This window comes from Rhodomicrobium sp., assembly GCF_047605405.1.
GTDB lineage: Bacteria > Pseudomonadota > Alphaproteobacteria > Rhizobiales > Rhodomicrobiaceae > Rhodomicrobium > Rhodomicrobium lacus.
This window is the reverse complement of sequence record NZ_JASGFR010000015.1, coordinates 47,002-66,668: the sequence shown is the minus strand read 5'-3', so window position 1 is coordinate 66,668 and position 19,667 is coordinate 47,002. Positions and strand designations below refer to the sequence as shown.

Here is a 19,667-nt window from a genome sequence, read left to right as displayed (position 1 = left end):
TCCGTCCAGCAAATAACAGGCGACAATGCCCGCGAGGCCGCTCGCGGGCATTGTCAGATAACGCCGAGCTTGCGCTGAAGGCTCGATGACGACGTCGTGTACTGGAAGACGGATCGCTTGTCGGGATAGACGATCTTCTGCGCGGCCTGCGCCATCAGCGCGGCTTCGTGAAAACCTGAAAGGATGAGCTTCAGCTTGCCGGGATAGGCGTTGATGTCGCCGATGGCGAAGATGCCAGGCTCCGACGTCTCGAACCGCGCCGTATCGACGGCGATCTGATTTTCGTTGAGGTTCAGCCCCCAATTGGCGATGGGGCCGAGCTTCATCGTCAGCCCGAAGAATGGCAGGAGCCGTTCCGCCTCGACTTCATATTCGAGTTCCACGCCACCGACGGGGCCGCGAACCGTGACCGAGCGCAGCATGCCGTTGTCGCCGTTCAGCTTCGTAAGCTGGCCCTGAATGAAACGCACGGACCCGTCGGCGAGAAGCTCGCGCAATTTGTTCACCGAGTCGGGGGCGGCGCGAAACTCTTCGCGCCGGTGAATCAGCGTCACGCTCTTCGCGATCGGCTGCAGGTTCAGCGTCCAGTCGAGCGCGGAGTCGCCACCGCCGACGATCAGAACCGCCTGGTCACGGAATGCGTCGATCTTGCGCACCGCGTAAAAAACCGATGCGCCTTCGTAAGATTCGATCCCCTGGAGGGGCGGACGCTTCGGCGTAAACGAACCTCCGCCCGCCGCGACCACAACCACCTTTGCGCGAAACCGGGTGCCGAGGTCCGTTTCCACCTCGAAGCCGCCATCCGTCTTTCTCAGCGCTTCGACGCGCTGCCCGAAATGAAATGTGGGTTCAAATGGACGGGCCTGTTCGAGAAGCCGATCCGTGAGCGCCTGCCCTGTTATCGTCGGATGCGCCGGAATGTCGTAGATCGGCTTCTCGGGGTAAAGCTCCGCGCACTGGCCGCCCGGCTTGTCGAGGATGTCGATCACATGCGCCTTGATATCGACGAGCCCGAGTTCAAACACGGCGAAAAGGCCGACAGGCCCCGCGCCGATGATGAGCGCATCCGTCCGGATTTCCGCGCCGCCGCCCGCGCCGAGCCCGACATTCATATCCAAGGCCATTCTCCCCCCTGCATCAGTTCTGGAATTCTGGGATGCGCACGACGAGTCCGTCAAGCTCTGGCTTGAGCCGGATCTGACAGCTGAGGCGGCTCGATGCCCGCACGTCGAACGCGAAGTCGAGCATATCCTCTTCCATCTCGGAGGGCGCGCCGGTCTTGTCCTTCCAGGTCTCGTCGACATAGACGTGACAGGTTGCGCAGGAGCACGCGCCGCCACATTCGGCGACGATGCCGGGTACGGTGTGTTTGACCGCCGTTTCCATCAGCGTCTGGCCCGGCTCGCCGTCGACCGTGTGAACCGTACCGTTATGTTCGATGAATGTGACCTTGATCATGCCCAAATCCCTTGGCGAGCCTTCTATGCAGGAGAGATGGGGGGAAATTTCCGGGAGCCAATCGCAGCGGCCGTCGCGCCTCCGCACCGGGCCGGAAGTTGTCCTCCGCCGTAAAAAAAACCTGTGGTTTTCACGCACGAGCCGCTTCCGCTTTCATCCCCGCGGCTCGAATCGCACTATGACACTGAATGAATACGCATTGTTTCAGTGGAAAAGTTTCGATGCTTCATTAAAACTGCGTGTCTTCAGGTAATCTTTTTTTAGCCTCAAAAGTCCGTTAGCCAAGCTGTTGGATGGGATTTTGTCGGCGCTCGGTGAGCGTGTCTGAGGGGGCTATGACGATCTGCCTGGAGTTGATGCGTAGCGCCGTCACGTGTGTTTTTTGCGGCGCAGGCGGAATCTTGGTCACACCACATGCTGTCAGGACGGCCTGATGAGTCAAAAACAAGCGATCTCTCAGACGCCCATCGACCTCAAGCCTGAGGACGAGGCGAAAGACAAGGTCACCGGCGGCAACGCTCTGGAAAAAAATGCAGCTGCTCAGGGCGCCAACACACGGTCGCCCGCGGGCCGGGACGGCCAGCAGCCCCAGCCGCGCCGCGTGCAGCCGGACCAAGACGACAGCACAGTTCATATCTCGTCCAACGCTCCCGCCCGCACGACCGGCGCGAAGCGGGTAGCCGCAAGGCCGGCCAATGACGACATGCCGTCCATCGGCGGCCTCATCTACGCCCTTCAGCAGAGGCCCTCGCGCTCACCCTTCATGATCGCGCTCGCCGCATCGGGCGTCTGGTTCGCGCTCGGCATGCTCGTGTCGTGGGCGGTCTTTCAGAAAAGCTTCGAAGGTGCCGAGACGACGGCGGAAATGATCGCGAACCCGGCCGTTTTCGGGGTCATTGCAACGGTCGTGATTCCGATCGCGCTCTTCTGGTTCTTGGCGATCCTTGTCTGGCGCGCGCAGGAATTGCGCCTCATGTCCTCCGCCATGACCGAGGTCGCGGTGCGGCTTGCCGAGCCGGATCGCATGGCGGAGCAGTCGGTCGCGTCGCTGGGCCAGACGGTCCGTCGCCAGGTTGCGGCGATGAACGACGCCATTTCCCGTGCGCTCGGCCGCGCCGGCGAACTGGAAGCCCTCGTTCACAACGAGGTCGCGGCGCTCGAACGGTCCTATACGGAGAACGAGAACCGGATCCGCAACCTCATCAACGAGCTTGCAAGCGAGCGCGAGGCGCTGGCGAACAACAGCGAGCGCGTCAGCGAGGCATTGCGCGGCATCGGCTCGCAGGTCACGCGCGAAATCACCGCCGCCAGCGAAAAGGCGACGCAGTCGCTCGGCCACGCCAGCAACACCATGACCGAGGCGTTCGCGACACGTGGGCAGAAGATCACCGCCGCTGTCACGGCAGCCGGCGCCGCGATCGACGAGAAGCTCGCCGAACGCGGGGCGCGGATCACAGACCAGCTCACGAAGCATGGCGCGCAGGCGGCGGAAGCGCTGCGCATTTCCAGCCTCGAAGTCACCCGCGCCATTCAGGAAACTTCGGACCGCACGGCTGCCGCGATCTCGGCCAAGGGCAACAGCCTCGTGACCTCAGTCATCGGCATGAGCGAGCGCGTCGGCCGCGAAATCCCCGTGCTCCTCGAAAAGCTCGGCACGGAGCAGACGCGCCTCAGCGGTATCATAGACGGCGCGACGCGGAACCTTGCCGCGCTCGAAACGGCGCTTGCCGAGAAGACACAGTCTCTCGACGCCACGCTTACCGACAAGACCTCCGTGCTCCAGACCGTGCTGAGCGAGCATTCGCGCTCGATCGACACGACGCTCGCCGAGCGCATCCAGGGGCTTGAGACGATCCTTTCCCGCCGTACGCATAATTTCGAAGTCAATCTGTCGGAGCGCGCGAAGCAGCTCGACCAGGCGCTTGCCGCCCGGACACAGGCGCTCGACTCTTCCGTCGGCAAGCACTCGGCGAATATTCGCGAGACCTTGGACAAGCACTCCGGGTCGATGGAGCACATGCTTGCGCGGCAGGCTTCCTCCATCGAGCGCGCGGTCACGACGAGTTCCGTGAATATTCAGCGCGCGGTCGAGGAACTTGCGGCGCGCTCGAACAGCGGCTCTGAAGCGCTGTCCAATCAGGCGCGTGTTCTCAAGGAAGTTTCGGCGAACCTCGTATCCCAGCTCGGCGGTCTGACGAAGCGCTTCGAGGATCAGGGCAATGCGCTTGCGACTGCATCCCGTACCTTCGAGATGTCGAACGCAAAAGTCGACACGATGATGGAGCACCGGCAGGCCGCCTTCACCAAGTTGATGGAAACGCTGTCGACTCGCGCGACCGAACTCGACCGCATGATGAACAGCTACTCCAACATGCTGGAGCAGTCCCTCAGTCAGGCCGAACTGCGCGCCCGGAAGGTGACGGAACTTCTTGCCAAGGACTCGGCGGAAAAGTCTCAGGTCGCCATCCGCGAAATCGAACGGCTCCGTGCCGACGCGCAAGAGCACACGCAAAAAGCCGTATCCGAGTTGCAGGCCAACTTCACATCGCTTTCGGATCAGGTTTCGAGCCAGCTTACGGCCCTGTCCTCCAAGTTTTCCGATACGACGCGCGTGGTCCGGGACAACACGCGGCGCGCGGCGGTCGATCTCGAAACGGCGCAGAACGAGCTTCAGCGCCACGCGAAAGGCTTGCCGGAAACCGCCAAGCAGAGCGCTGGCGCGATGCGCCGCGCCCTTCAGGATCAGCTTTCGGCTCTCGACGCGCTTTCCGACCTTGCGAACCGCCATGCTTATTCCAGCGCGGTCTCCACGCCCGACCGTCGCGAGCAGGTCCAGCAGCAATTGCCCCCGCAGCAGGAGGCGTTCGCGCCCCAGCGTCAGGGATACGATTTCGGCCAGCCGCCATCCGAAAAGGCGCTTTGGCCCGAGCAGCCGCCCGCGCGTCAGGCGCTTCCCGATCCTATCCCGGCTCCGCCTCCTCCGCAGCCTCAGCCTCAACCCGTGCAGACCGTTTATCAGGAGCCTCCTGCGGCGGAGCGGCGGGGCAACTGGAGCCTCGGCGATCTCCTCGCCCGTGCTTCCGAGGACGATGGCAACTTCTTCGACAAGGATGAGCAGGCCGGGCTTCCGGGCTCCTTCGCGCCCCGTTCCGCCAATGCTCCCGAGGCTGGAGACTCTGGCTCCGACTTCACGATGAGCGACATCGCTGCGTGCATCGACGAGCGCCGCGTGATGGAAGTGTGGCAGCGGCTGAAGCGCGGCGAGACGGAAATCCTGAAGCAGCGCGGTTTCTACAGCCGTCAGGGCCAGGGCGTCGTCGACCGCGTCCTGCGGCGATACGAGACCGACAAGACCTTCCGCTCCATTGTCGAGCGCTACCTCGGCGATTTCGAGAAGATGCTTCAGGATCTGAGCCGCAGCGATCCGCGCGGTGGAAGCGTTCAGTCGAGGCTGGCTTCGGAAGAAGGGCGCATTTATTTCGTACTGTCCCATATCAGCGGGCGCCTCGGCGGCTAAGCGCGTCAGGAAAAGTGCGAAGCGGTTTCCCTGTGAGGAGGCGCCTCGCGTCCGTAGAGTTAATCAGTCTGAGCGCGGGCGCCTGATACGGCCCCGCGCTTTTTCCGTCTGTCGCGCGTTTTCACCGCTCGATCCGTCGGGCTCTCGCGTATTTTCGCTTTTTGAAACGCTCGTGCTCGCGCTCCGGCCTTGCAACCCGTTGCGATCAGGCTTCGGAAGCCAACGGTCGAATCGACATTCCCGCATGTCGATCTCACCAGCAGAGCCGGTCGTATCCGGCGCTGTCGCTGTCGAACCAAATTGCGCCGAAAAGCCCCGCGCCTCCTCGAGTTCTTGAGCCTCACGTGCTGCGAACGATCGCGCCTGGCGGTCCCGCGAGAGCCACCAAAAGGCCCCCTCCGTTCAGCTTTTCGCCCCGTTCGCACCCGATTCGCGGAGCACTTTGCCGCGTGTTCTTCTCTGCAATGACGCGGATCGCAAACATGAAACCAATAATCGTGGCAGTAATTTTTGCAGGACTTTCTACCATGGCGGAAGCATCGGAACTGCCGCTGAAGCGCGTTGTGCTGTCTTCAAGCGGGCTGGCTCAGTTTACCCATGCGGGCGAAGTAACGCCCGGCGGGGCCTTGTCTCTCCCCGTCCGCGTCGATCAGGTCGACGATGTGCTGAAAAGTCTGACCCTGTTCGCCGCGCCCGGTACGCTCGGAGCCGTCAGCCTGCCCGGCAAGACGCCGCTCGCAGAACTTTTCCGCGACCTTCCCTTCGATCAGTCCGCGCTCTCGTCGCAAGCCGCCCTCCTGAACGCGCTCGTCGGCGCGGAGGTCGAGGTCGAAGGCAGCGTCAACGCCACGGGGCGCGTTTTCCGCGTCGAAGACGAGGTGACGCAACTTCCGAATAATGGGGGCGTCGTCAAACGTCATCGCCTCACGCTGCTGACACCGAAAGGCATGGTTCAGGCGATCCTCGAAGACCTTACCGCACTGCGGTTCGCCGATCCCGCGACGCGCGCGCAGGTAGACAAGGCGCTGACCGGTCTCGCCGGCAACCGCGCGAAGGATCTGCGCACGCTCTCGATTTCGCTGACGGGCGACGCGAAGGCGGCGGCGCTCAGCTATGTGGTCGCCGCGCCGGTCTGGAAGACCGCCTACCGGCTCGTGCTGCCGAAGGACGGCGGCAAAGCGCGGCTGCAAGGTTGGGGCGTCCTCGAAAATCTCACAGGCGGCGACTGGAAGGACGTGGAACTGACGCTCGTTTCGGGCAATCCCGTCGCGCTGAGGCAGCAGCTCTACACCGCCGTCTTCGTGGACCGGCCGGAAATTCCCGTCACGGCTGGCGTGCGCATCGTGCCGAAGAAGGATGAGGCCGAGATGCGCAAGCCGTTGCGCGCGGGTGCTCCCGCTTACCGCGCTGCGCCCGCACCAGCCTTGGCCGCCGCCATGGAGAAAGCCGACGGCGAGGCCGACCTTTACGCCCCGCAATCTCTCGGCTCCGCCGCGCAGGCACCCGAGGCCGAGGAAGCCGCCACTCAGGTGCTCTACCGTTTTCCCGGCAAGGTGACGCTCGCCTCCGGCTCCACGCTGATGGTGCCGTTCGTCGATGCCGATGTCGCCGCGACTCGCACCTTCATCTATCAGCGGGACACGAACGAGCGCCATCCGCTGGCCGCCGTGCGCCTTACGAATGACGGTGCTGCGGCGCTGCCGGGCGGCATCATCACGGCGTTTGAAACGGGCGGCGACGGTGCGGCCAACTTCGCGGGCGACGCGCAGCTTCCGCTTCTGCCGAAAGGGGCGACGCGTTTTGTGACCTTCGCGCTCGACGGGCGCACCGACATTCGCCGCATCGACCATGGCGTGACGCGGATCCGGCTCGGGAAAGCGGTTGCAGGCACACTGACGCTGACGACGAAGTCGCGCTGGGCCATCGATTACGACATCACGCCGCCCGCCACCGAAGACCGCGAGGTGGTGATCGACGAGCCGCGCGCGGACGGCTGGAAGGCGCTGGCGGATGCGGAGGATATCGAGGAGACGGCGACCCGGCTTCGCCAGAAGGTGAGCGCGCCCGCCGGCAAGACGACGCGAACGACGCTCTCGCGCGAGCGTGTGGATCAGACAACCGTCGTGCTCACATCGCTTTCGCCCGATGAACTGGCGGCGACCCTCTCGGGGCTTGAGAACGCCTCGCCCGCGCTGAAAGATACGGTCGCGAAGCTCGGCTTTGTCGTCGAAACCCTGTCGAAGCTGAACAATCGCAAGGACGAGATCGACGGAGAGCGCAAGAAGATCGGCGACGATCAGGAGCGCATCCGCAAGAATCTTGCAAGCGTGGGGCAGGGGACCGACCTTGGCCGTCGCTATCTCGACCTTCTCAAAACGCAGGAAGACAAGCTGACGGCGTTCTCCACCGAGGAACGGAAGATCGACGGCGACCTTGCCGCCGCCAACCGCAAGGCCGAGGAGCTTGCGCAAGCGCTGGTGCTTTGACGATGCCACGGGCACCCGGCTGACGTAGCCGCACGAACGGCGCTGGGACGGCAACGCTTGCGAGCCCCCAGCCGCCCAATGTCAGCTCCGGGCGGTCTACAGCGCCGTGCGGCAAGACGGGGCACGACGCCCCGCGTGTTGGTTGTCGAGCGTCAAATCGTGCCCGATTCAACGCAGGCCAATCTCAAGCCGTTTTGCAGAGCGGGCGGGGAACGATCCACACGTTCGTCCGGGATAATTTCCGCAAGTGCCGATGATGCGGTGCATCAGGCGTCGCGCAAACTGGTGCATCCACCAAATGCGCCTTTGGACATGATCCGCCGGATTGAACGCCGATTCGCGACGAGGTGTCGTCGATCGTCAGAAGACGAGCTTCAGGCTTGGACCGGCGACGCGTCGCCCTCATTCGTCAAAAGGCCGGGGAGGCGAGGAACGTGGACGCCGATCATGCTTTCGCGCGTGACGAGGGCTGCGAGATCCTCCTCCAGGAAAGCTTCGCTGCCGGAGGGCCGCATCGGCAGCACGAGATAAACGTGGTCCGCCGCCGCATCGTGGACGCGCACCTCCACATAGCTTGGAATATCCGTCCCGAATTCGGCCAGCACCTGACGCGGCTCGCGCACCGCGCGGCTCCTGTAGGCTGCGCTCTCATACCACGCGGGCGCGCGACCGAGCAGCGCGCGCGGGTAGGATGCGCCGAGCGAGGACACAACGAGATTATGCAGATGCGGCGTGTTTTCTACCACGATGAGCCGTCCCGGCCCCGCGTCGCAATCGAGTTCGCGCGCGGCAAGGTTGGCGTTCTCGAAAAGCCGCGCCTTGAAGGCGGGATCGGTCCATGCCCGGGCGACGAGCCTTGCGCCATAGGCGGGGGAGCCCGCATCGAGCGCTTCCACGGCGCGCTGGATGTCAACGGCCTTGACGAGGCCCTTCGCCACAAGAAGGTCGCTCAACGCAGCTTCGAGCGCTTCGTAATAGCCGAGCGGCGCAACCCTGCTCGTGGTCGCAAGCGCCCGCGACGTCGAACTCTGCTCAGGCGCGGCGCTTCCGCCGACCCGGCGCAACCCTACGATACCAAGGAAGTTGATCATCGGTCCTGTCTTTCGGATTGAGCGTCAGCCAGTGCTCGAACAACTCGATTTCGAGAGTGTCGTTCGGCGGACCCTTGTAATCGGGCCACAGATCGACCTGTCGGAACTGCACCCGATAGAGCATCTTTTTCGGAGTGAAGCGGCCATAGGCGATGTCGTCGGGATTGAAAAATTCGCCGAGCGGGCGCGAGATCGTGCCTTTCGCGCCCATGACATAACGCGGGGTGCGCGTGTAGGCGGGCGAAATCACGTGGCGCACATGGACCGTGTCACCGATGCCGAAGCGAGGCTCGTTGCCCTTGATGACCGGCAGCGTCGACGGCGCCATGGGCACAAGAACCGCAGGCGCGTCCGCCTGTGCGGAAGCTTCGGAACCAATTGCGTCGTCTCTCACGGGCGTCTCGGTCATGGCCGCCCCCGATTCGAGACTGTGGCCAGCGAATCCGCCAGTTGGTCGCCGGTGATCGCGCCGCGTTCGAGCAGCGCGTGTGCCAACGCCACGACCGCGCGTTCATGATAGGTCGCGCCCTCGGCTGCGGCATTCTCGATGCGGCGGCGCAACTCGTCCGGCGTGAACAACCCGCGCGCGGGATGCTGCAGGAGCGCGATGAGCGCCTCGACCCGATCATGCCAGAGCAGTGAGTCGCCGCCCGCAAACTCGATCGCACCAGCAGGTAAACCGCCGATATCGTTCTGTTTTCTCGGAGCATCTTGCATGGGAACGGCCACGATGACGGTTAGGTGACAGATAGGTCACGGTATAGCAAGACGGTCCGCGAAATGCAAAAATCAACGTCGGCGCGCAGGTGAGGCCGGTTATCGCAAGGCGCGCGAGTGTGCCGGGATCTGTTCACTGCGCGCCGTTATATTCTGCCCAGCACTCCGGCGTTTCGTAAACGCGCACGGCGGTGAGTTGCGGCAGCGCGCCCGTCACGCGGTCCCAGATCCACACGGCGATGTTTTCGGCGGTCGGATTTTCCAGACCGTCGACTTCGTTCAGGTAATAATGGTCGAGCCGCTTCAGGAGAGGGCCGAACGCCGCTTCGATATCGAAGAAATCGACGACGAACCCGGTGTCCGGATCGACCGGCCCTTCGAGCTGAAGCTCGACCCGATAGGAGTGTCCGTGTATCCGGCGGCAGGGATGTGTGTCCTTGACGAAGGGCAGGCGGTGGGCTGCCTCGAACCGGAACGACTGCGTGACTTTCATTGAAAAAATGCTCTCAACTTCGGATGGCGCGACGGCGCGCCGCTTCCTTATAACCCATGCGGGGGCAGGCGGCGCAAGGTCTCGCGCGGAATTGTGAGGATGTTGCCAGCCCGTTCCCCGGAACGAATCGGAGACGCGGCCGCGCGCGATTCGCGTCAAGCGTTATGTGCGGTGATTTCTGCTAAGGGAAAAGCTGCGTCTTCGTCCACACCGCGTCGCGGGTGTCGCGCCGGAAAACGATGCGGTCGTGCAGTCGATACTGGCGGTCGTGCCAGAACTCTATTTCCAGCGGCACAACGCGGAAGCCGGACCAGTAGGGCGGCCGCTTCGGCTCGATCCCCGCGAACAGCTTCCCGAAATGCTTGACGGCCTCGCCGAGAGCCGCGCGGCCTTCGAGCGGACGCGACTGCTTGCTCGCCCAGGCGCCGATGCGGCTGCCAAGCGGCCGCGAGGCGAAATAGGCGTCAGCCTCTTCCGTACTTACTTGCTCGACGGTGCCACGCACGCGCACCTGACGGCGCAGCGACTTCCAGTGAAAGAGAAGGGCCGCCTGCGGATTCGCCAGAAGCTCGCGCCCCTTGGTGCTCTCGAAATTCGTATAGAAGACGAAGCCGCGCTCATCCACGCTCTTGAGCAGCACCATGCGTGCGTTCGGCATCCCGCGCTCGTCTGACGTCGCGACGGTCATCGCGTTGGGATCGTTCGGCTCGCTTTTCTCGGCTTCCTTGAACCAGGCATCGAAGAGGGGCAGGGGATCGCTCGCCTGCGTGAAATCGCCGTCAGTCGTCGAGGTCATTTTCCGGGTCCGGGGTTGGTCGCAGACGCGTCCCGCTTAAAGCCCGGCGGGTTGAGGCGCAAGCAAACTTGCCCGCGCCGCGCAAACGACGCCCGAATTTATCGCGTTCGCTCACGCCAAGCTATCACTTTACGCGCGCGCCTTAATGTGTAGGATGCGTCACCGTTAATATCGGGGAACGAACGTGGTCCAGACAGCACCTTTGATGAGCGGAAAACGCGGCCTGATCATGGGCATCGCAAACAACCGGTCCATTGCCTGGGGGATCGCCAAGGCTGCGGCGGACCAGGGCGCGGAACTGGCTTTCACCTATCAGGGCGATGCGTTGAAGAAGCGCGTGGAACCGCTGGCGGCCGAAGTCGGCGTGAAGCATGTCCTGCCTTGCGACGTCACGGATGACGCCTCGGTCGACGCGGTTTTCGATCGCCTCAAGGAAGATTGGGGCAGCCTCGACTTTGTCGTGCACGCGGTCGCCTATTCCAACAAGGAAGAACTCGACGGCCGCTATGTCGATACGACGGCTGACAATTTTTCGAAGACGCTGCTCATCTCGTGTTACTCCTTTACGGCGATTGCCAAGCGCGCCGAGAAGCTGATGACGAACGGCGGCTCTCTCGTCACGCTCACCTATTACGGCGCCGAAAAGGTCATGCCGCATTACAATGTGATGGGTGTGGCCAAGGCCGCGCTCGAAGCGAGCGTGCGTTATCTCGCGGAAGATCTCGGCCGCCAGAACATCCGCGTGAACGCGATCTCGGCCGGGCCGATCAAGACGCTCGCCGCATCGGGCATCGCCGATTTCCGCTATATTCTGAAGTGGAACGAGTACAATTCGCCGCTCCGCCGGACGGTTTCCATCGAGGACGTCGGCGGCGCCGGGCTCTATCTTCTGTCCGATCTCAGCAAAGGGGTAACGGGAGAGGTGCATCATGTCGACGCGGGCTATCACGTCGTCGGCATGAAAGCAGAGGATGCTCCCGATATCGCCGTGATTCAGTCCAATAGCTAGGTTTCTTTAAAGCTGGCTTTTGCGGCGGCCGCGACCGCCGATGTGGCGCGAGGTGAGTCATGGAACCATTCAAGGCGCTGACTCTGGTTGTGGCAGCCGCCGCCGTTTCGCTTGTGACAGCGGGCGCGGCAGGCTTCTACGCGGGCTATTCCGCCGGTAGGGGCAATCTCGCGGAGATCAAAACCTACCTCGCGGAGGCACCGGTTTCCGTCGCGGCGGGGCCGGGTGGAGCGCCTGTCTCGCTTAAACCCGTAACCGATGAAATTCGCGCCCTGTCCGGAAGGATCGAGGCGCTGGCGGCAGAGCAGCCGAAGCCGGTCGCGGCTCCGGCAGACGCTTCCGCGTCGGCGAAGCCCGTGCTCGACGAAATCCGCGCCCTGGCCCGTCAGCTCGACGGGGTGAAAGCCGATGTATCCAGGGGGCATGCGGTCGCGGCGCCGACAGCGGTGATCGAACGCACGGCGACGGCAGCGCCCGACTATTCAGACGCGCTGACGGACATTCGCGAGCAGGTTCGCGGCCTCGCGCTCAAGCTCGACAAGCAGGAGCCGAAAGCGCCCAAAGCTCTGGTGGACGAAATCCGCTCGCTCGGCGCAGCCGTTCAGGCTCAGGATGGCGGCACGAGAAAGGTTGTCGACGAGGTCCGCACGGGCTTCGCTTCGCTCCAGAACGCAGAGCCGAAAGCGCCCAAGGCGCTGGTGGAAGAGGTTCGCGCGATCTCGGCGACGATCAGCGCTCAGGCTGCCAAGCCGCAGGTTTCCGTGGTCGATCAGATCAAGATCCTTCAGGCGTCGATCGAATCGCTGAAGGCGCGGCTCGCGAGCGGCCACGAAAGCGCGTCGTCCGATAGTGCCGATCTCGCGCAAATCCGGCAGCTTCTGCTCGCCGCGACGGAGCAGTTCGGCAAATGCCAGACGCAATTGGCATCCTATTCAGGGGCTGCGTCTGCGTCCGCGCCTGTTGCCCAGACGGTGAGCGCTCCGGCGGCGGCCGCGATATCGGTCTCGCCAAGCACGCGTCAGGAACCGGCCGCTGTCGTGTTCTACGACAATGTCATGCTGAAAAAAGATCAGGAAAAGCAGTATGACGAAATCGGCGTGCGCCTTGCCCTTCAGGCCATCGGGCCGAAGCAGGTGAAGGTGGCGGTGAACCGGCAGGGCTTCGGGCTTGCGTTCGGCGAGCGGAAGGTTTTCCGCAGTCAGGACGTCGAATGCGAGATCAACCTGATGGAAACGAACCTCAACGAAGCGCAGGCTCGCGTCAGCCTGTCCTGCAAGCGCTGACAGCGAGACATGCCCCTCATCTATTTCATTCGTCACGGTCAGACCGATTACAATGCCGCGCGCCGTGTGCAGGGCTGGCTCGACATCCCGATCAATGCGACGGGCCGTGTGCAGGCGCTGCGCAACGGCGGTGTGCTCAACGAATTGATCAGCGACAAGTCGCGGTTCGATTTCGTCTCAAGCCCGCTGCTCCGGACGCGTCAGACGATGGAAATCATGCGCGAGACGATGGGGTTGCCCAAAGCCGGATACGCGACGGATGACCGCCTGAAGGAAATCAGCTTCGGCGAGTGGGAAGGCATGAACCGCGAGGAGATCGACGCCATCGCGAAGGATCTGCACGCGAGCGTCGAGGCGGATCGCTGGAACAAGGCCCCGCCCGCCGGGCAGTCTTTTCGCGACTACTCGGCGCAAGTGCTGTCATGGCTCGCGGAAATCAGGCGCGATACCGTGGTCGTCGCGCATGGGGGCACGAGCAGGGTGGTCCGCGCGCATTTCATGAAGCTCCCGCCATCGGACATGCAGAAGCTGGATGTGCCGCAGGACAAGGTTCTGCTGATCGAGGGCGGCACTCTGCACTGGCTTTGAACCGCGCTATCCCGTTAAGAACGGGCAATTTCGTCTATCGCCGCGCGCGCGGACGGGTTTTCCGTCGTTGCCCGGCAGGCAGGTCGGTGCCAATCTGACCAACGACTGCGTTATCGAAAGTCGATTGCGCGATTTCGCTGCGGGCGCTGAACGGTCCCCCGTCGCTTCCCGCGGTGTTTCGCACGCGGGGATGAACCAGCCGCTCCTGAAGGGGCGAGGAGCAGACATGTCCTACAACACCTTCGGCCATATGTTTCGCGTGACGACCTGGGGCGAGAGCCACGGCCCCGCCATCGGCTGCGTGATCGACGGCTGCCCTCCCGGCATCCCGCTGACCGAGGAAGACATTCAGCCGTTCCTCGACAAGCGGCGGCCCGGTCAATCGCGCTTCACGACGCAGCGGCAGGAAGAAGACCGGGTGCGCATCCTGTCCGGCGTGTTTCCGAACGAGGCGGGCGTGCAGGTTACGACGGGCACGCCCATCGCGCTCGAAATCCAGAACACGGACCAGCGCTCGAAGGACTATTCCGACATCAAGGACAAGTTCCGTCCCGGCCATGCGGACTTCACCTATATCGAGAAATACGGCATCCGCGATTATCGCGGCGGGGGGCGCTCGTCCGCGCGCGAGACGGCGATGCGGGTCGCGGCGGGCGCGGTCGCTCGGAAGGTCGTGCCGGGAATCGCCATTCGCGGCGCGCTCGTGCAGGTCGGCGCCGAGCAGATCGACCGTGCACGCTGGGACTGGGATGAGGTTGAGCGCAATCCGTTTTTTGCCCCTGATGCGGGCATCGTCGAGCGCTGGACGGCCTATCTCGACGGTGTGCGCAAGGCGGGTTCGTCCTGCGGCGCGGTGATCGAAATAGTCGCTGACGGGGCGCCCGCCGGGCTTGGCGCGCCGCTCTATGGAAAACTCGACCAGGACATCGCCGCCGCTTTCATGAGCATCAACGCGGTAAAGGGCGTCGAAATCGGCGAAGGCTTCGCGTCCGCCGCTCTTTCGGGCGAGGACAATGCCGACGAAATGCGCATCGGCAATGACGGGCAGCCGGCTTTCCTGTCGAACCACGCGGGCGGCATTCTCGGCGGCATCTCGACCGGCCAGCCCATCGTTGCGCGTTTCGCCGTGAAACCGACGTCATCGATCCTCACGCCGCGCCGCACCATCGATGCGCAGGGCCACGAAGCCGAGATCCTGACCAGGGGGCGGCACGATCCTTGCGTCGGGATTCGCGCCGTGCCGGTCGGAGAGGCGATGATGGCCATCGTTCTGGCCGACCACTGGCTCAGGCATCGCGCGCAGACGGGCCGGTAGGCCCGAAAGGTGCGTGCCCGTCGCGGGTCGATGGACCCTGCGGCGGCGTGTTGTAAGTCGGAAGAGGCACAAGGCCATATGTTTCAGGTTCGGCCAGTTTCCCTGCGTCAGATCCGATTTGACGCAGGCCGATCCGAACGTATGCCGGAACGGCAGCTTTCGGAGACACGGCAGGTGCGCCAAATTGTGTTAACGTAGGCGGAACGATCCGGCGGAGTGCGTCACGGCCGCCCGGTTTCCGAAGATATGCATCGCTCGCCGTGACCTGTCGTTCAATGCGTTGTCCAATCGGGTGTGCTCATGGCGCGGCGGCCAGACCTTCCGGACTACCTGCAGGACGGGTTCATTCTGCCTTATTCGCGGTCGGAGATACCGCGCTTCCACGTGCTTGCCTTCATCTCGGCCGCGACGTTCGCGGCGTGGCTGACATGGGGCTACGAACTGCTTTCGATCACGGCGATACTGGCGGGATGCTCGGCCTATTACTTCTTTCCGTTCACGGAGAAGCGGCCGCGCCTCGGCGCGAATCAGTACGGTCTTTTCATCGACGGCCTCGGCCTGATCGCGTGGCGTTCGATCGGGGAAGTGACGCTGGTCTCGTTTTCCGTGCGCACGCTCGACATGGAGGAGCTTCACGTCAAGCTTAGGGAACCGCTCGGCCGCGCGCTGATCGCGGACTGGCGGCGATTGCCGATCTGGCGCCTTCTCATGCGCCTGCCGTGGAAAATGGGGCACGACGGCATCATCCGCATCAACCTCCAGCCGTTCGAACCGTCCGGCGACGAGATCGCCAAGACGATGGAACGGATGTGGAAGTTCTATCGATGAGGGCTCCGCACCTGGAATATCAGTGAAAATTGTTGCAAACGGCAACAGCAGTACAGGTGGCTGGGCCATCGAATGTAAAATCCGGAGCTGCATTGGAAACGACAATGTGCCCGTGCTCTCAAGCGCATGCGTTTGCTTGAGAGTGTGCGGCAATGTGGGCCTGAAGGTGCGCGCCGGAGCATTTGCGTCGCTGGCATGGAACGAGCTTCCGCTGTTGCCGGCTTGTCGCACGGCAAGCCGGTTTCAGCTTCGCGCGGAACATCCGGCATCGAGATCGTTTACGCAGCGGACCGCCCATTTGTTCGTCTATTGGAGGGTGGGGCGTTAGCAACCCGCGTGCTATTGTGCACTGCAAACGGATCAAGAAGAACGAGACCGGCCGATGTCCGACCAAGCAAAGCCCGACAACCGCAAGCCCGACCAGCCCTGGATCTTCCGCACCTATGCTGGACATTCTACGCCCAAAGCCTCGAATGAGCTTTACCTGAAAAATCTGGCGAAAGGCCAGACGGGTCTTTCGGTTGCCTTCGACCTCCCCACGCAGACGGGCTATGATTCGGATCATCCGCTGGCGAAGGGCGAGGTCGGCAAGGTCGGCGTTCCGGTCGCGCATATCGGCGACATGCGCACGCTTCTGAACGGCATTCCGCTCGGCAAGATGAACACGTCGATGACGATCAACGCGACGGCCGCGTGGATGCTGTCGCTCTATGTCGCCATCGCCGACGAGCAGGGCGTCGACCGCAAGCTGCTCACCGGCACCGTGCAGAACGACATCATCAAGGAATATCTCTCGCGCGGCACCTACGTGTTCCCGCCGCAGCCGTCCATGCGTCTCATCAAGGATGTGACGGTCTTCTGTTACCGCGAAGTGCCGAAGTGGAACCCGATGAACGTCTGCTCCTATCATCTTCAGGAAGCGGGCGCGACGCCGGTGCAGGAACTCGCCTATGCGCTCGCCACCGCGCAGGCCGTGCTCGATACGGTCAGGGACAGCGGCGAAATTCCGGAAGAGGAGTTCGGGCAGGCTTTGGCGCGCGTGTCGTTCTTCGTCAACGCCGGGATGCGCTTCATCACCGAGATGTGCAAGATGCGCGCGTTCGTGGAACTCTGGGACGAGATCGCGGAGAAGCGCTACGGCGTCAGCGATCCGAAGCTCCGCCGCTTCCGCTATGGCGTGCAGGTGAATTCGCTCGGCCTCACCGAGCCGCAGCCGGAAAACAACGTCTACCGCATTCTCGTCGAGATGCTGGCCGTGGTGCTGTCGAAGAAGGCGCGGGCCCGTGCGGTCCAGCTTCCGGCGTGGAACGAGGCGCTGGGCCTGCCGCGTCCGTGGGATCAGCAATGGTCGCTCCGCATGCAGCAGATCGTGGCCTACGAGACGGACCTTCTCGAATATGGCGACATCTTCGACGGCAGCCGCGAGATCGACGCGAAGGTCGAGGCGCTGAAGGCTGAGGCGCGCGAGGAGCTGGCGCGCATCGAGGCCATGGGCGGCGCGATTGCGGCGGTCGATTCGAGCTATATGAAGCAGCGTCTCGTCGAGGCGAATGCGGCGCGGCTCCAGAAGATCGAGTCGGGCGAGCAGGTCGTCGTTGGCGTGAACCGCTGGACCGAAACCGAGCCCTCGCCGCTGTCGGGCGGTACCGGTGGCGCCATCCAGACCGTGCCGGAATGGGTGGAACGCGAGCAGGTCGAGGCGCTGAAGGCGTGGCGCGCTGCCCGCGATGCGAAGGCGGTCGATGCCACGCTTGCCGCGCTCCGCGAAGCGGCGCAGGAAGGCCGCAACATCATGGAGCCGTCGATTGCATGCGCGAAGGCGGGTGTGACGACCGGCGAATGGGGCGACACGCTGCGCCAGGTTTTCGGCGAATATCGCGCGCCGACCGGCGTTTCTCGCGCCGCCGCGCAGGGGACACGCGCCGATCTTGTTACCATTCGCTCCGATGTGGAACGTGTCTCCGCCAAGCTCGGCCGCAGGCTGAAGCTTCTCGTCGGCAAGCCGGGCCTCGACGGCCATTCCAATGGCGCCGAGCAGATCGCCGTGCGTGCCCGCGACAGCGGCATGGAAGTCGTTTACGAGGGCATTCGCCTTACGCCAGCTCAGATCGTGAACGCGGCGCTCGAAGAAAGCGTGCACATCGTCGGGCTGTCGATCCTGTCGGGCAGCCACGTGCCGCTCGTGCGCGACGTGATGGACCGCATGCGCGCCGCCGGCCTCTCGGACATTCCGGTGGTCGTGGGCGGCATCATCCCGGTCGAAGACGAGGCGACGCTCAAGGCGTGCGGCGTCGCGGCGATCTATACGCCGAAGGACTTCCAGCTCAACGACATCATGGCCGGACTCGTGCGGCTCACCGATCCCGATCTCAGGGTGCTTGCCTCCTGAACGCCGCGCAAGCATAGTAAAGCGTTACCGTAGCGGAACGAGACGGCCCGACCGGGGTTCTCTCGCTCGAAGCAACCGGGGCGCTTTCACCACATGCGCATTTCGACACTCACAGGGCCGGATCTTGAACGCGCGCTGCCTGAACTGGCGCGGCTCAGGATCGAGGTTTTTCGCGCTTACCCGTATCTCTACGACGGCTCGCTCGATTACGAACAGAGCTATCTCGCCTCTTTCGCCGAAGCGACGGACAGCATCGCCGTCGTCGCGGAAAACGACCACGGCCGCATCGTCGGCTGTGCGACGGGTTCCGCGCTGGAAGGGCACAACGAAGAGTTTGGGGAACCTTTTCGTGCGCGCGGTATCGATGCCGCGCGGATTTTCTATTGCGGCGAGTCCGTTCTCGATCCGTCGTTTCGCGGGCGCGGCATCGGCCACGCATTTTTCGACGCGCGCGAGGCCCATGCGAGAGCGCGCGGCTATTGCTCGTCGGCATTTTGCGCCGTCGTCCGCCCCGATAATCACCCGCTGAAGCCGGCGGACTATTCGCCGCTCGAACCGTTCTGGAAAAAGCGCGGGTATCGCAAGGCGGAGGGGCTGATCGCCACCTTCCATTGGAAGGACATCGATCAGGCGGACGAAACAGCGCATCCCATGCAATTCTGGATACGGGAATTCGACTGATGGCCCGAACCATTCGCATCGCGTCGGCCCAGTATCCCATCGATGAACTGACGTCGATGGCGGCCTTCGACGCCAAGCTCGCCCGCTGGGTCGAGCAGGCTGTGGTTAAAGGCGCGCAGTTGCTCGTTTTCCCGGAATACGCGTCGATGGAACTGGCGCGTATCGCCGGGCGGCATATCTCGCGCGACCTCCACGCCTCGATCGAGGTCATGCAATATTGCATTGCCGATTACGAAGCAAAATATGCGAGCCTCGCGAAACGGCATGGAGTCCATATCCTCGCGGGCAGCGCGCCGACGCGCCTTGCCGATGGCAGCGTCGTGAATCGCGCGCGGCTCTTCACGCCGCACGGCGAAACGGGGAGCCAGCAGAAGCAGATCCTGACACGCTCGGAAGTCGAGGACTGGGGTATCGATGCCGGCTCGGGCCTGTGCGTCTTCGACATCGGCCTGGCGAAAATAGGCATCGCCATCTGCTACGACTCGGAGTTCCCGCTGATCGTGCGCGCGATGTGCGATGCGGGCGCGGAAGTCATCCTCGTCCCGTCCTGCACGGATACCGCCTATGGCTACTACCGCGTGCGCAACGCCTGCGCGGCGCGGGCGCTCGAAAATCAGGTGTATGTGGTGCAATCCTGCACGGTTGGGGCGGCAGACTGGTCGGCGGCGGTCGATCAGAACGCGGGCGCGGCGGGCTTTTTCGCGCCCTCTGACCCGCTGTTTTCCTCGCCCTCCGGCGTGCTGGAAGAAGGCCAGATGAACGCGGCGCAATGGGTGTTCGCGACGCTCGACCTCGACCTTCTCGCCGAGGTGCGCAAGGATGGCGACGTCTTCAACACCCGCGACTGGGACAAACAGCCCGGCGCTGCGGAGTTGCCGCCAGCCAAGGTGGTCACTTTCAGATAAGGCGCTTTCCGTCGAAACGCCCTTCCATCAAATCAGCACTGCAAAAATCGCCGCTGTTTCTCAGGCATGACGCTTGCACGGTGCATCTGGGCGAAGCATTGTGCGCCCGCA

The 19,667-nt window shown here is 63.5% G+C and carries 17 protein-coding genes; 10 read left to right on the top strand and 7 right to left on the bottom strand.

The genetic code is table 11. From position 1 onward, the window contains the following. Positions 1-53: 53 nt before the first annotated feature. Positions 54-1,124 carry an NAD(P)/FAD-dependent oxidoreductase gene (locus QM659_RS08045; RefSeq protein ID WP_303487963.1) on the bottom strand — a complete coding sequence of 357 codons (1,071 nt, stop codon included), beginning with the start codon at positions 1,122-1,124 and terminating at the stop codon, positions 54-56. A 13-nt stretch (positions 1,125-1,137) separates the two neighbouring features. After that, positions 1,138-1,458, bottom strand: a complete 321-nt coding sequence (locus QM659_RS08040; protein WP_127076428.1) for a 2Fe-2S iron-sulfur cluster-binding protein — start codon at positions 1,456-1,458, stop codon at positions 1,138-1,140. A gap of 433 nt (positions 1,459-1,891) precedes the next feature. Here QM659_RS08040 and QM659_RS08035 point away from each other — a divergent pair, with 433 nt between their 5' ends. Both QM659_RS08035 and QM659_RS08030 read left to right on the top strand, forming a co-directional pair. Continuing rightward, the gene (locus tag QM659_RS08035) at positions 1,892-4,975 is read left to right on the top strand and encodes a hypothetical protein (protein WP_415188012.1); all 3,084 of its coding nucleotides are present in this window, start codon (positions 1,892-1,894) and stop codon (positions 4,973-4,975) included. 527 nt (positions 4,976-5,502) lie between these two features. Continuing rightward, positions 5,503-7,461 (top strand): DUF4139 domain-containing protein, encoded by a 1,959-nt coding sequence (locus tag QM659_RS08030; RefSeq protein WP_415188011.1) that lies wholly within the window; start codon positions 5,503-5,505, stop codon positions 7,459-7,461. Positions 7,462-7,835: 374 nt separating this feature from the next. Here the strand turns inward: QM659_RS08030 and QM659_RS08025 are convergent, their stop codons facing one another. From QM659_RS08025 to pdxH, 5 genes are all read right to left on the bottom strand, one after another. After that, positions 7,836-8,552: a nitrile hydratase subunit alpha gene (locus tag QM659_RS08025; RefSeq protein WP_127076425.1), complete on the bottom strand. Its 717-nt coding sequence runs from the start codon at positions 8,550-8,552 to the stop codon at positions 7,836-7,838. Further along, on the bottom strand, positions 8,494-8,961 hold the full coding sequence (locus QM659_RS08020; protein WP_415188010.1) for an SH3-like domain-containing protein: 468 nt from the start codon (positions 8,959-8,961) through the stop codon (positions 8,494-8,496). Before QM659_RS08020 ends, QM659_RS08025 begins: the two co-directional genes overlap by 59 nt. Then, complete coding sequence (locus QM659_RS08015; RefSeq protein WP_415188009.1) at positions 8,958-9,269, bottom strand: hypothetical protein; 312 nt, start codon at positions 9,267-9,269, stop codon at positions 8,958-8,960. Before QM659_RS08015 ends, QM659_RS08020 begins: the two co-directional genes overlap by 4 nt. 133 nt (positions 9,270-9,402) lie before the next feature. Next, positions 9,403-9,762 carry a 6-carboxytetrahydropterin synthase QueD gene (gene queD / locus QM659_RS08010; RefSeq protein WP_415188008.1) on the bottom strand — a complete coding sequence of 120 codons (360 nt, stop codon included), beginning with the start codon at positions 9,760-9,762 and terminating at the stop codon, positions 9,403-9,405. Between the two features lie 181 nt (positions 9,763-9,943). Then, positions 9,944-10,558, bottom strand: coding sequence for a pyridoxamine 5'-phosphate oxidase (gene pdxH / locus QM659_RS08005; protein WP_303487947.1), 615 nt, complete (start codon positions 10,556-10,558; stop codon positions 9,944-9,946). 184 nt (positions 10,559-10,742) lie between these two features. Between pdxH and fabI the strand changes: the two genes are divergently transcribed. The 8 genes from fabI to QM659_RS07965 all read left to right on the top strand — a co-directional run bounded on the left by fabI (position 10,743) and on the right by QM659_RS07965 (position 19,556). After that, positions 10,743-11,567 (top strand): enoyl-ACP reductase FabI, encoded by an 825-nt coding sequence (gene fabI, locus QM659_RS08000; protein WP_127076420.1) that lies wholly within the window; start codon positions 10,743-10,745, stop codon positions 11,565-11,567. Between the two features lie 59 nt (positions 11,568-11,626). Next, the gene (locus tag QM659_RS07995; RefSeq protein ID WP_415188007.1) at positions 11,627-12,850 is read left to right on the top strand and encodes a hypothetical protein; all 1,224 of its coding nucleotides are present in this window, start codon (positions 11,627-11,629) and stop codon (positions 12,848-12,850) included. A gap of 9 nt (positions 12,851-12,859) precedes the next feature. Next, positions 12,860-13,438, top strand: coding sequence for a histidine phosphatase family protein (locus QM659_RS07990; protein ID WP_415188006.1), 579 nt, complete (start codon positions 12,860-12,862; stop codon positions 13,436-13,438). A gap of 226 nt (positions 13,439-13,664) precedes the next feature. Next, a complete protein-coding gene (gene aroC / locus QM659_RS07985; protein WP_415188005.1) occupies positions 13,665-14,753 on the top strand; it encodes a chorismate synthase in 1,089 nt (362 codons plus the stop codon). A 300-nt stretch (positions 14,754-15,053) separates the two neighbouring features. Beyond that, positions 15,054-15,581 carry a hypothetical protein gene (locus tag QM659_RS07980; protein WP_127076416.1) on the top strand — a complete coding sequence of 176 codons (528 nt, stop codon included), beginning with the start codon at positions 15,054-15,056 and terminating at the stop codon, positions 15,579-15,581. A 382-nt stretch (positions 15,582-15,963) separates the two neighbouring features. Further along, positions 15,964-17,970, top strand: a complete 2,007-nt coding sequence (locus QM659_RS07975; RefSeq protein WP_415188004.1) for a methylmalonyl-CoA mutase family protein — start codon at positions 15,964-15,966, stop codon at positions 17,968-17,970. A gap of 93 nt (positions 17,971-18,063) precedes the next feature. Continuing rightward, entirely contained in the window at positions 18,064-18,651 is a 588-nt protein-coding gene (locus tag QM659_RS07970; protein ID WP_415188003.1) for a GNAT family N-acetyltransferase, read from the top strand. After that, positions 18,651-19,556, top strand: a complete 906-nt coding sequence (locus tag QM659_RS07965; RefSeq protein WP_415188002.1) for a carbon-nitrogen hydrolase family protein — start codon at positions 18,651-18,653, stop codon at positions 19,554-19,556. The genes QM659_RS07970 and QM659_RS07965 overlap by 1 nt, the downstream gene beginning before the upstream one ends. Positions 19,557-19,667: the final 111 nt, after the last annotated feature.

What these genes read in the sequence shown, in the direction of transcription:
- QM659_RS07975 (WP_415188004.1), top strand. Translation starts at nt 15,964, where the DNA reads ATGTCCGACCAAGCAAAGCCCGACAACCGCAAGCCCGACCAGCCCTGG.
- QM659_RS08030 (WP_415188011.1), top strand. Translation starts at nt 5,503, where the DNA reads ATGGCGGAAGCATCGGAACTGCCGCTGAAGCGCGTTGTGCTGTCTTCA.
- QM659_RS07990 (WP_415188006.1), top strand. Translation starts at nt 12,860, where the DNA reads ATGCCCCTCATCTATTTCATTCGTCACGGTCAGACCGATTACAATGCC.
- QM659_RS08025 (WP_127076425.1), bottom strand. Translation starts at nt 8,552, where the DNA reads ATGATCAACTTCCTTGGTATCGTAGGGTTGCGCCGGGTCGGCGGAAGC.
- QM659_RS08035 (WP_415188012.1), top strand. Translation starts at nt 1,892, where the DNA reads ATGAGTCAAAAACAAGCGATCTCTCAGACGCCCATCGACCTCAAGCCT.
- QM659_RS07980 (WP_127076416.1), top strand. Translation starts at nt 15,054, where the DNA reads ATGGCGCGGCGGCCAGACCTTCCGGACTACCTGCAGGACGGGTTCATT.
- aroC (WP_415188005.1), top strand. Translation starts at nt 13,665, where the DNA reads ATGTCCTACAACACCTTCGGCCATATGTTTCGCGTGACGACCTGGGGC.
- QM659_RS07965 (WP_415188002.1), top strand. Translation starts at nt 18,651, where the DNA reads ATGGCCCGAACCATTCGCATCGCGTCGGCCCAGTATCCCATCGATGAA.
- QM659_RS08040 (WP_127076428.1), bottom strand. Translation starts at nt 1,458, where the DNA reads ATGATCAAGGTCACATTCATCGAACATAACGGTACGGTTCACACGGTC.
- QM659_RS08020 (WP_415188010.1), bottom strand. Translation starts at nt 8,961, where the DNA reads ATGACCGAGACGCCCGTGAGAGACGACGCAATTGGTTCCGAAGCTTCC.
- QM659_RS07995 (WP_415188007.1), top strand. Translation starts at nt 11,627, where the DNA reads ATGGAACCATTCAAGGCGCTGACTCTGGTTGTGGCAGCCGCCGCCGTT.
- QM659_RS08015 (WP_415188009.1), bottom strand. Translation starts at nt 9,269, where the DNA reads ATGCAAGATGCTCCGAGAAAACAGAACGATATCGGCGGTTTACCTGCT.
- queD (WP_415188008.1), bottom strand. Translation starts at nt 9,762, where the DNA reads ATGAAAGTCACGCAGTCGTTCCGGTTCGAGGCAGCCCACCGCCTGCCC.
- QM659_RS08045 (WP_303487963.1), bottom strand. Translation starts at nt 1,124, where the DNA reads ATGGCCTTGGATATGAATGTCGGGCTCGGCGCGGGCGGCGGCGCGGAA.
- QM659_RS07970 (WP_415188003.1), top strand. Translation starts at nt 18,064, where the DNA reads ATGCGCATTTCGACACTCACAGGGCCGGATCTTGAACGCGCGCTGCCT.
- pdxH (WP_303487947.1), bottom strand. Translation starts at nt 10,558, where the DNA reads ATGACCTCGACGACTGACGGCGATTTCACGCAGGCGAGCGATCCCCTG.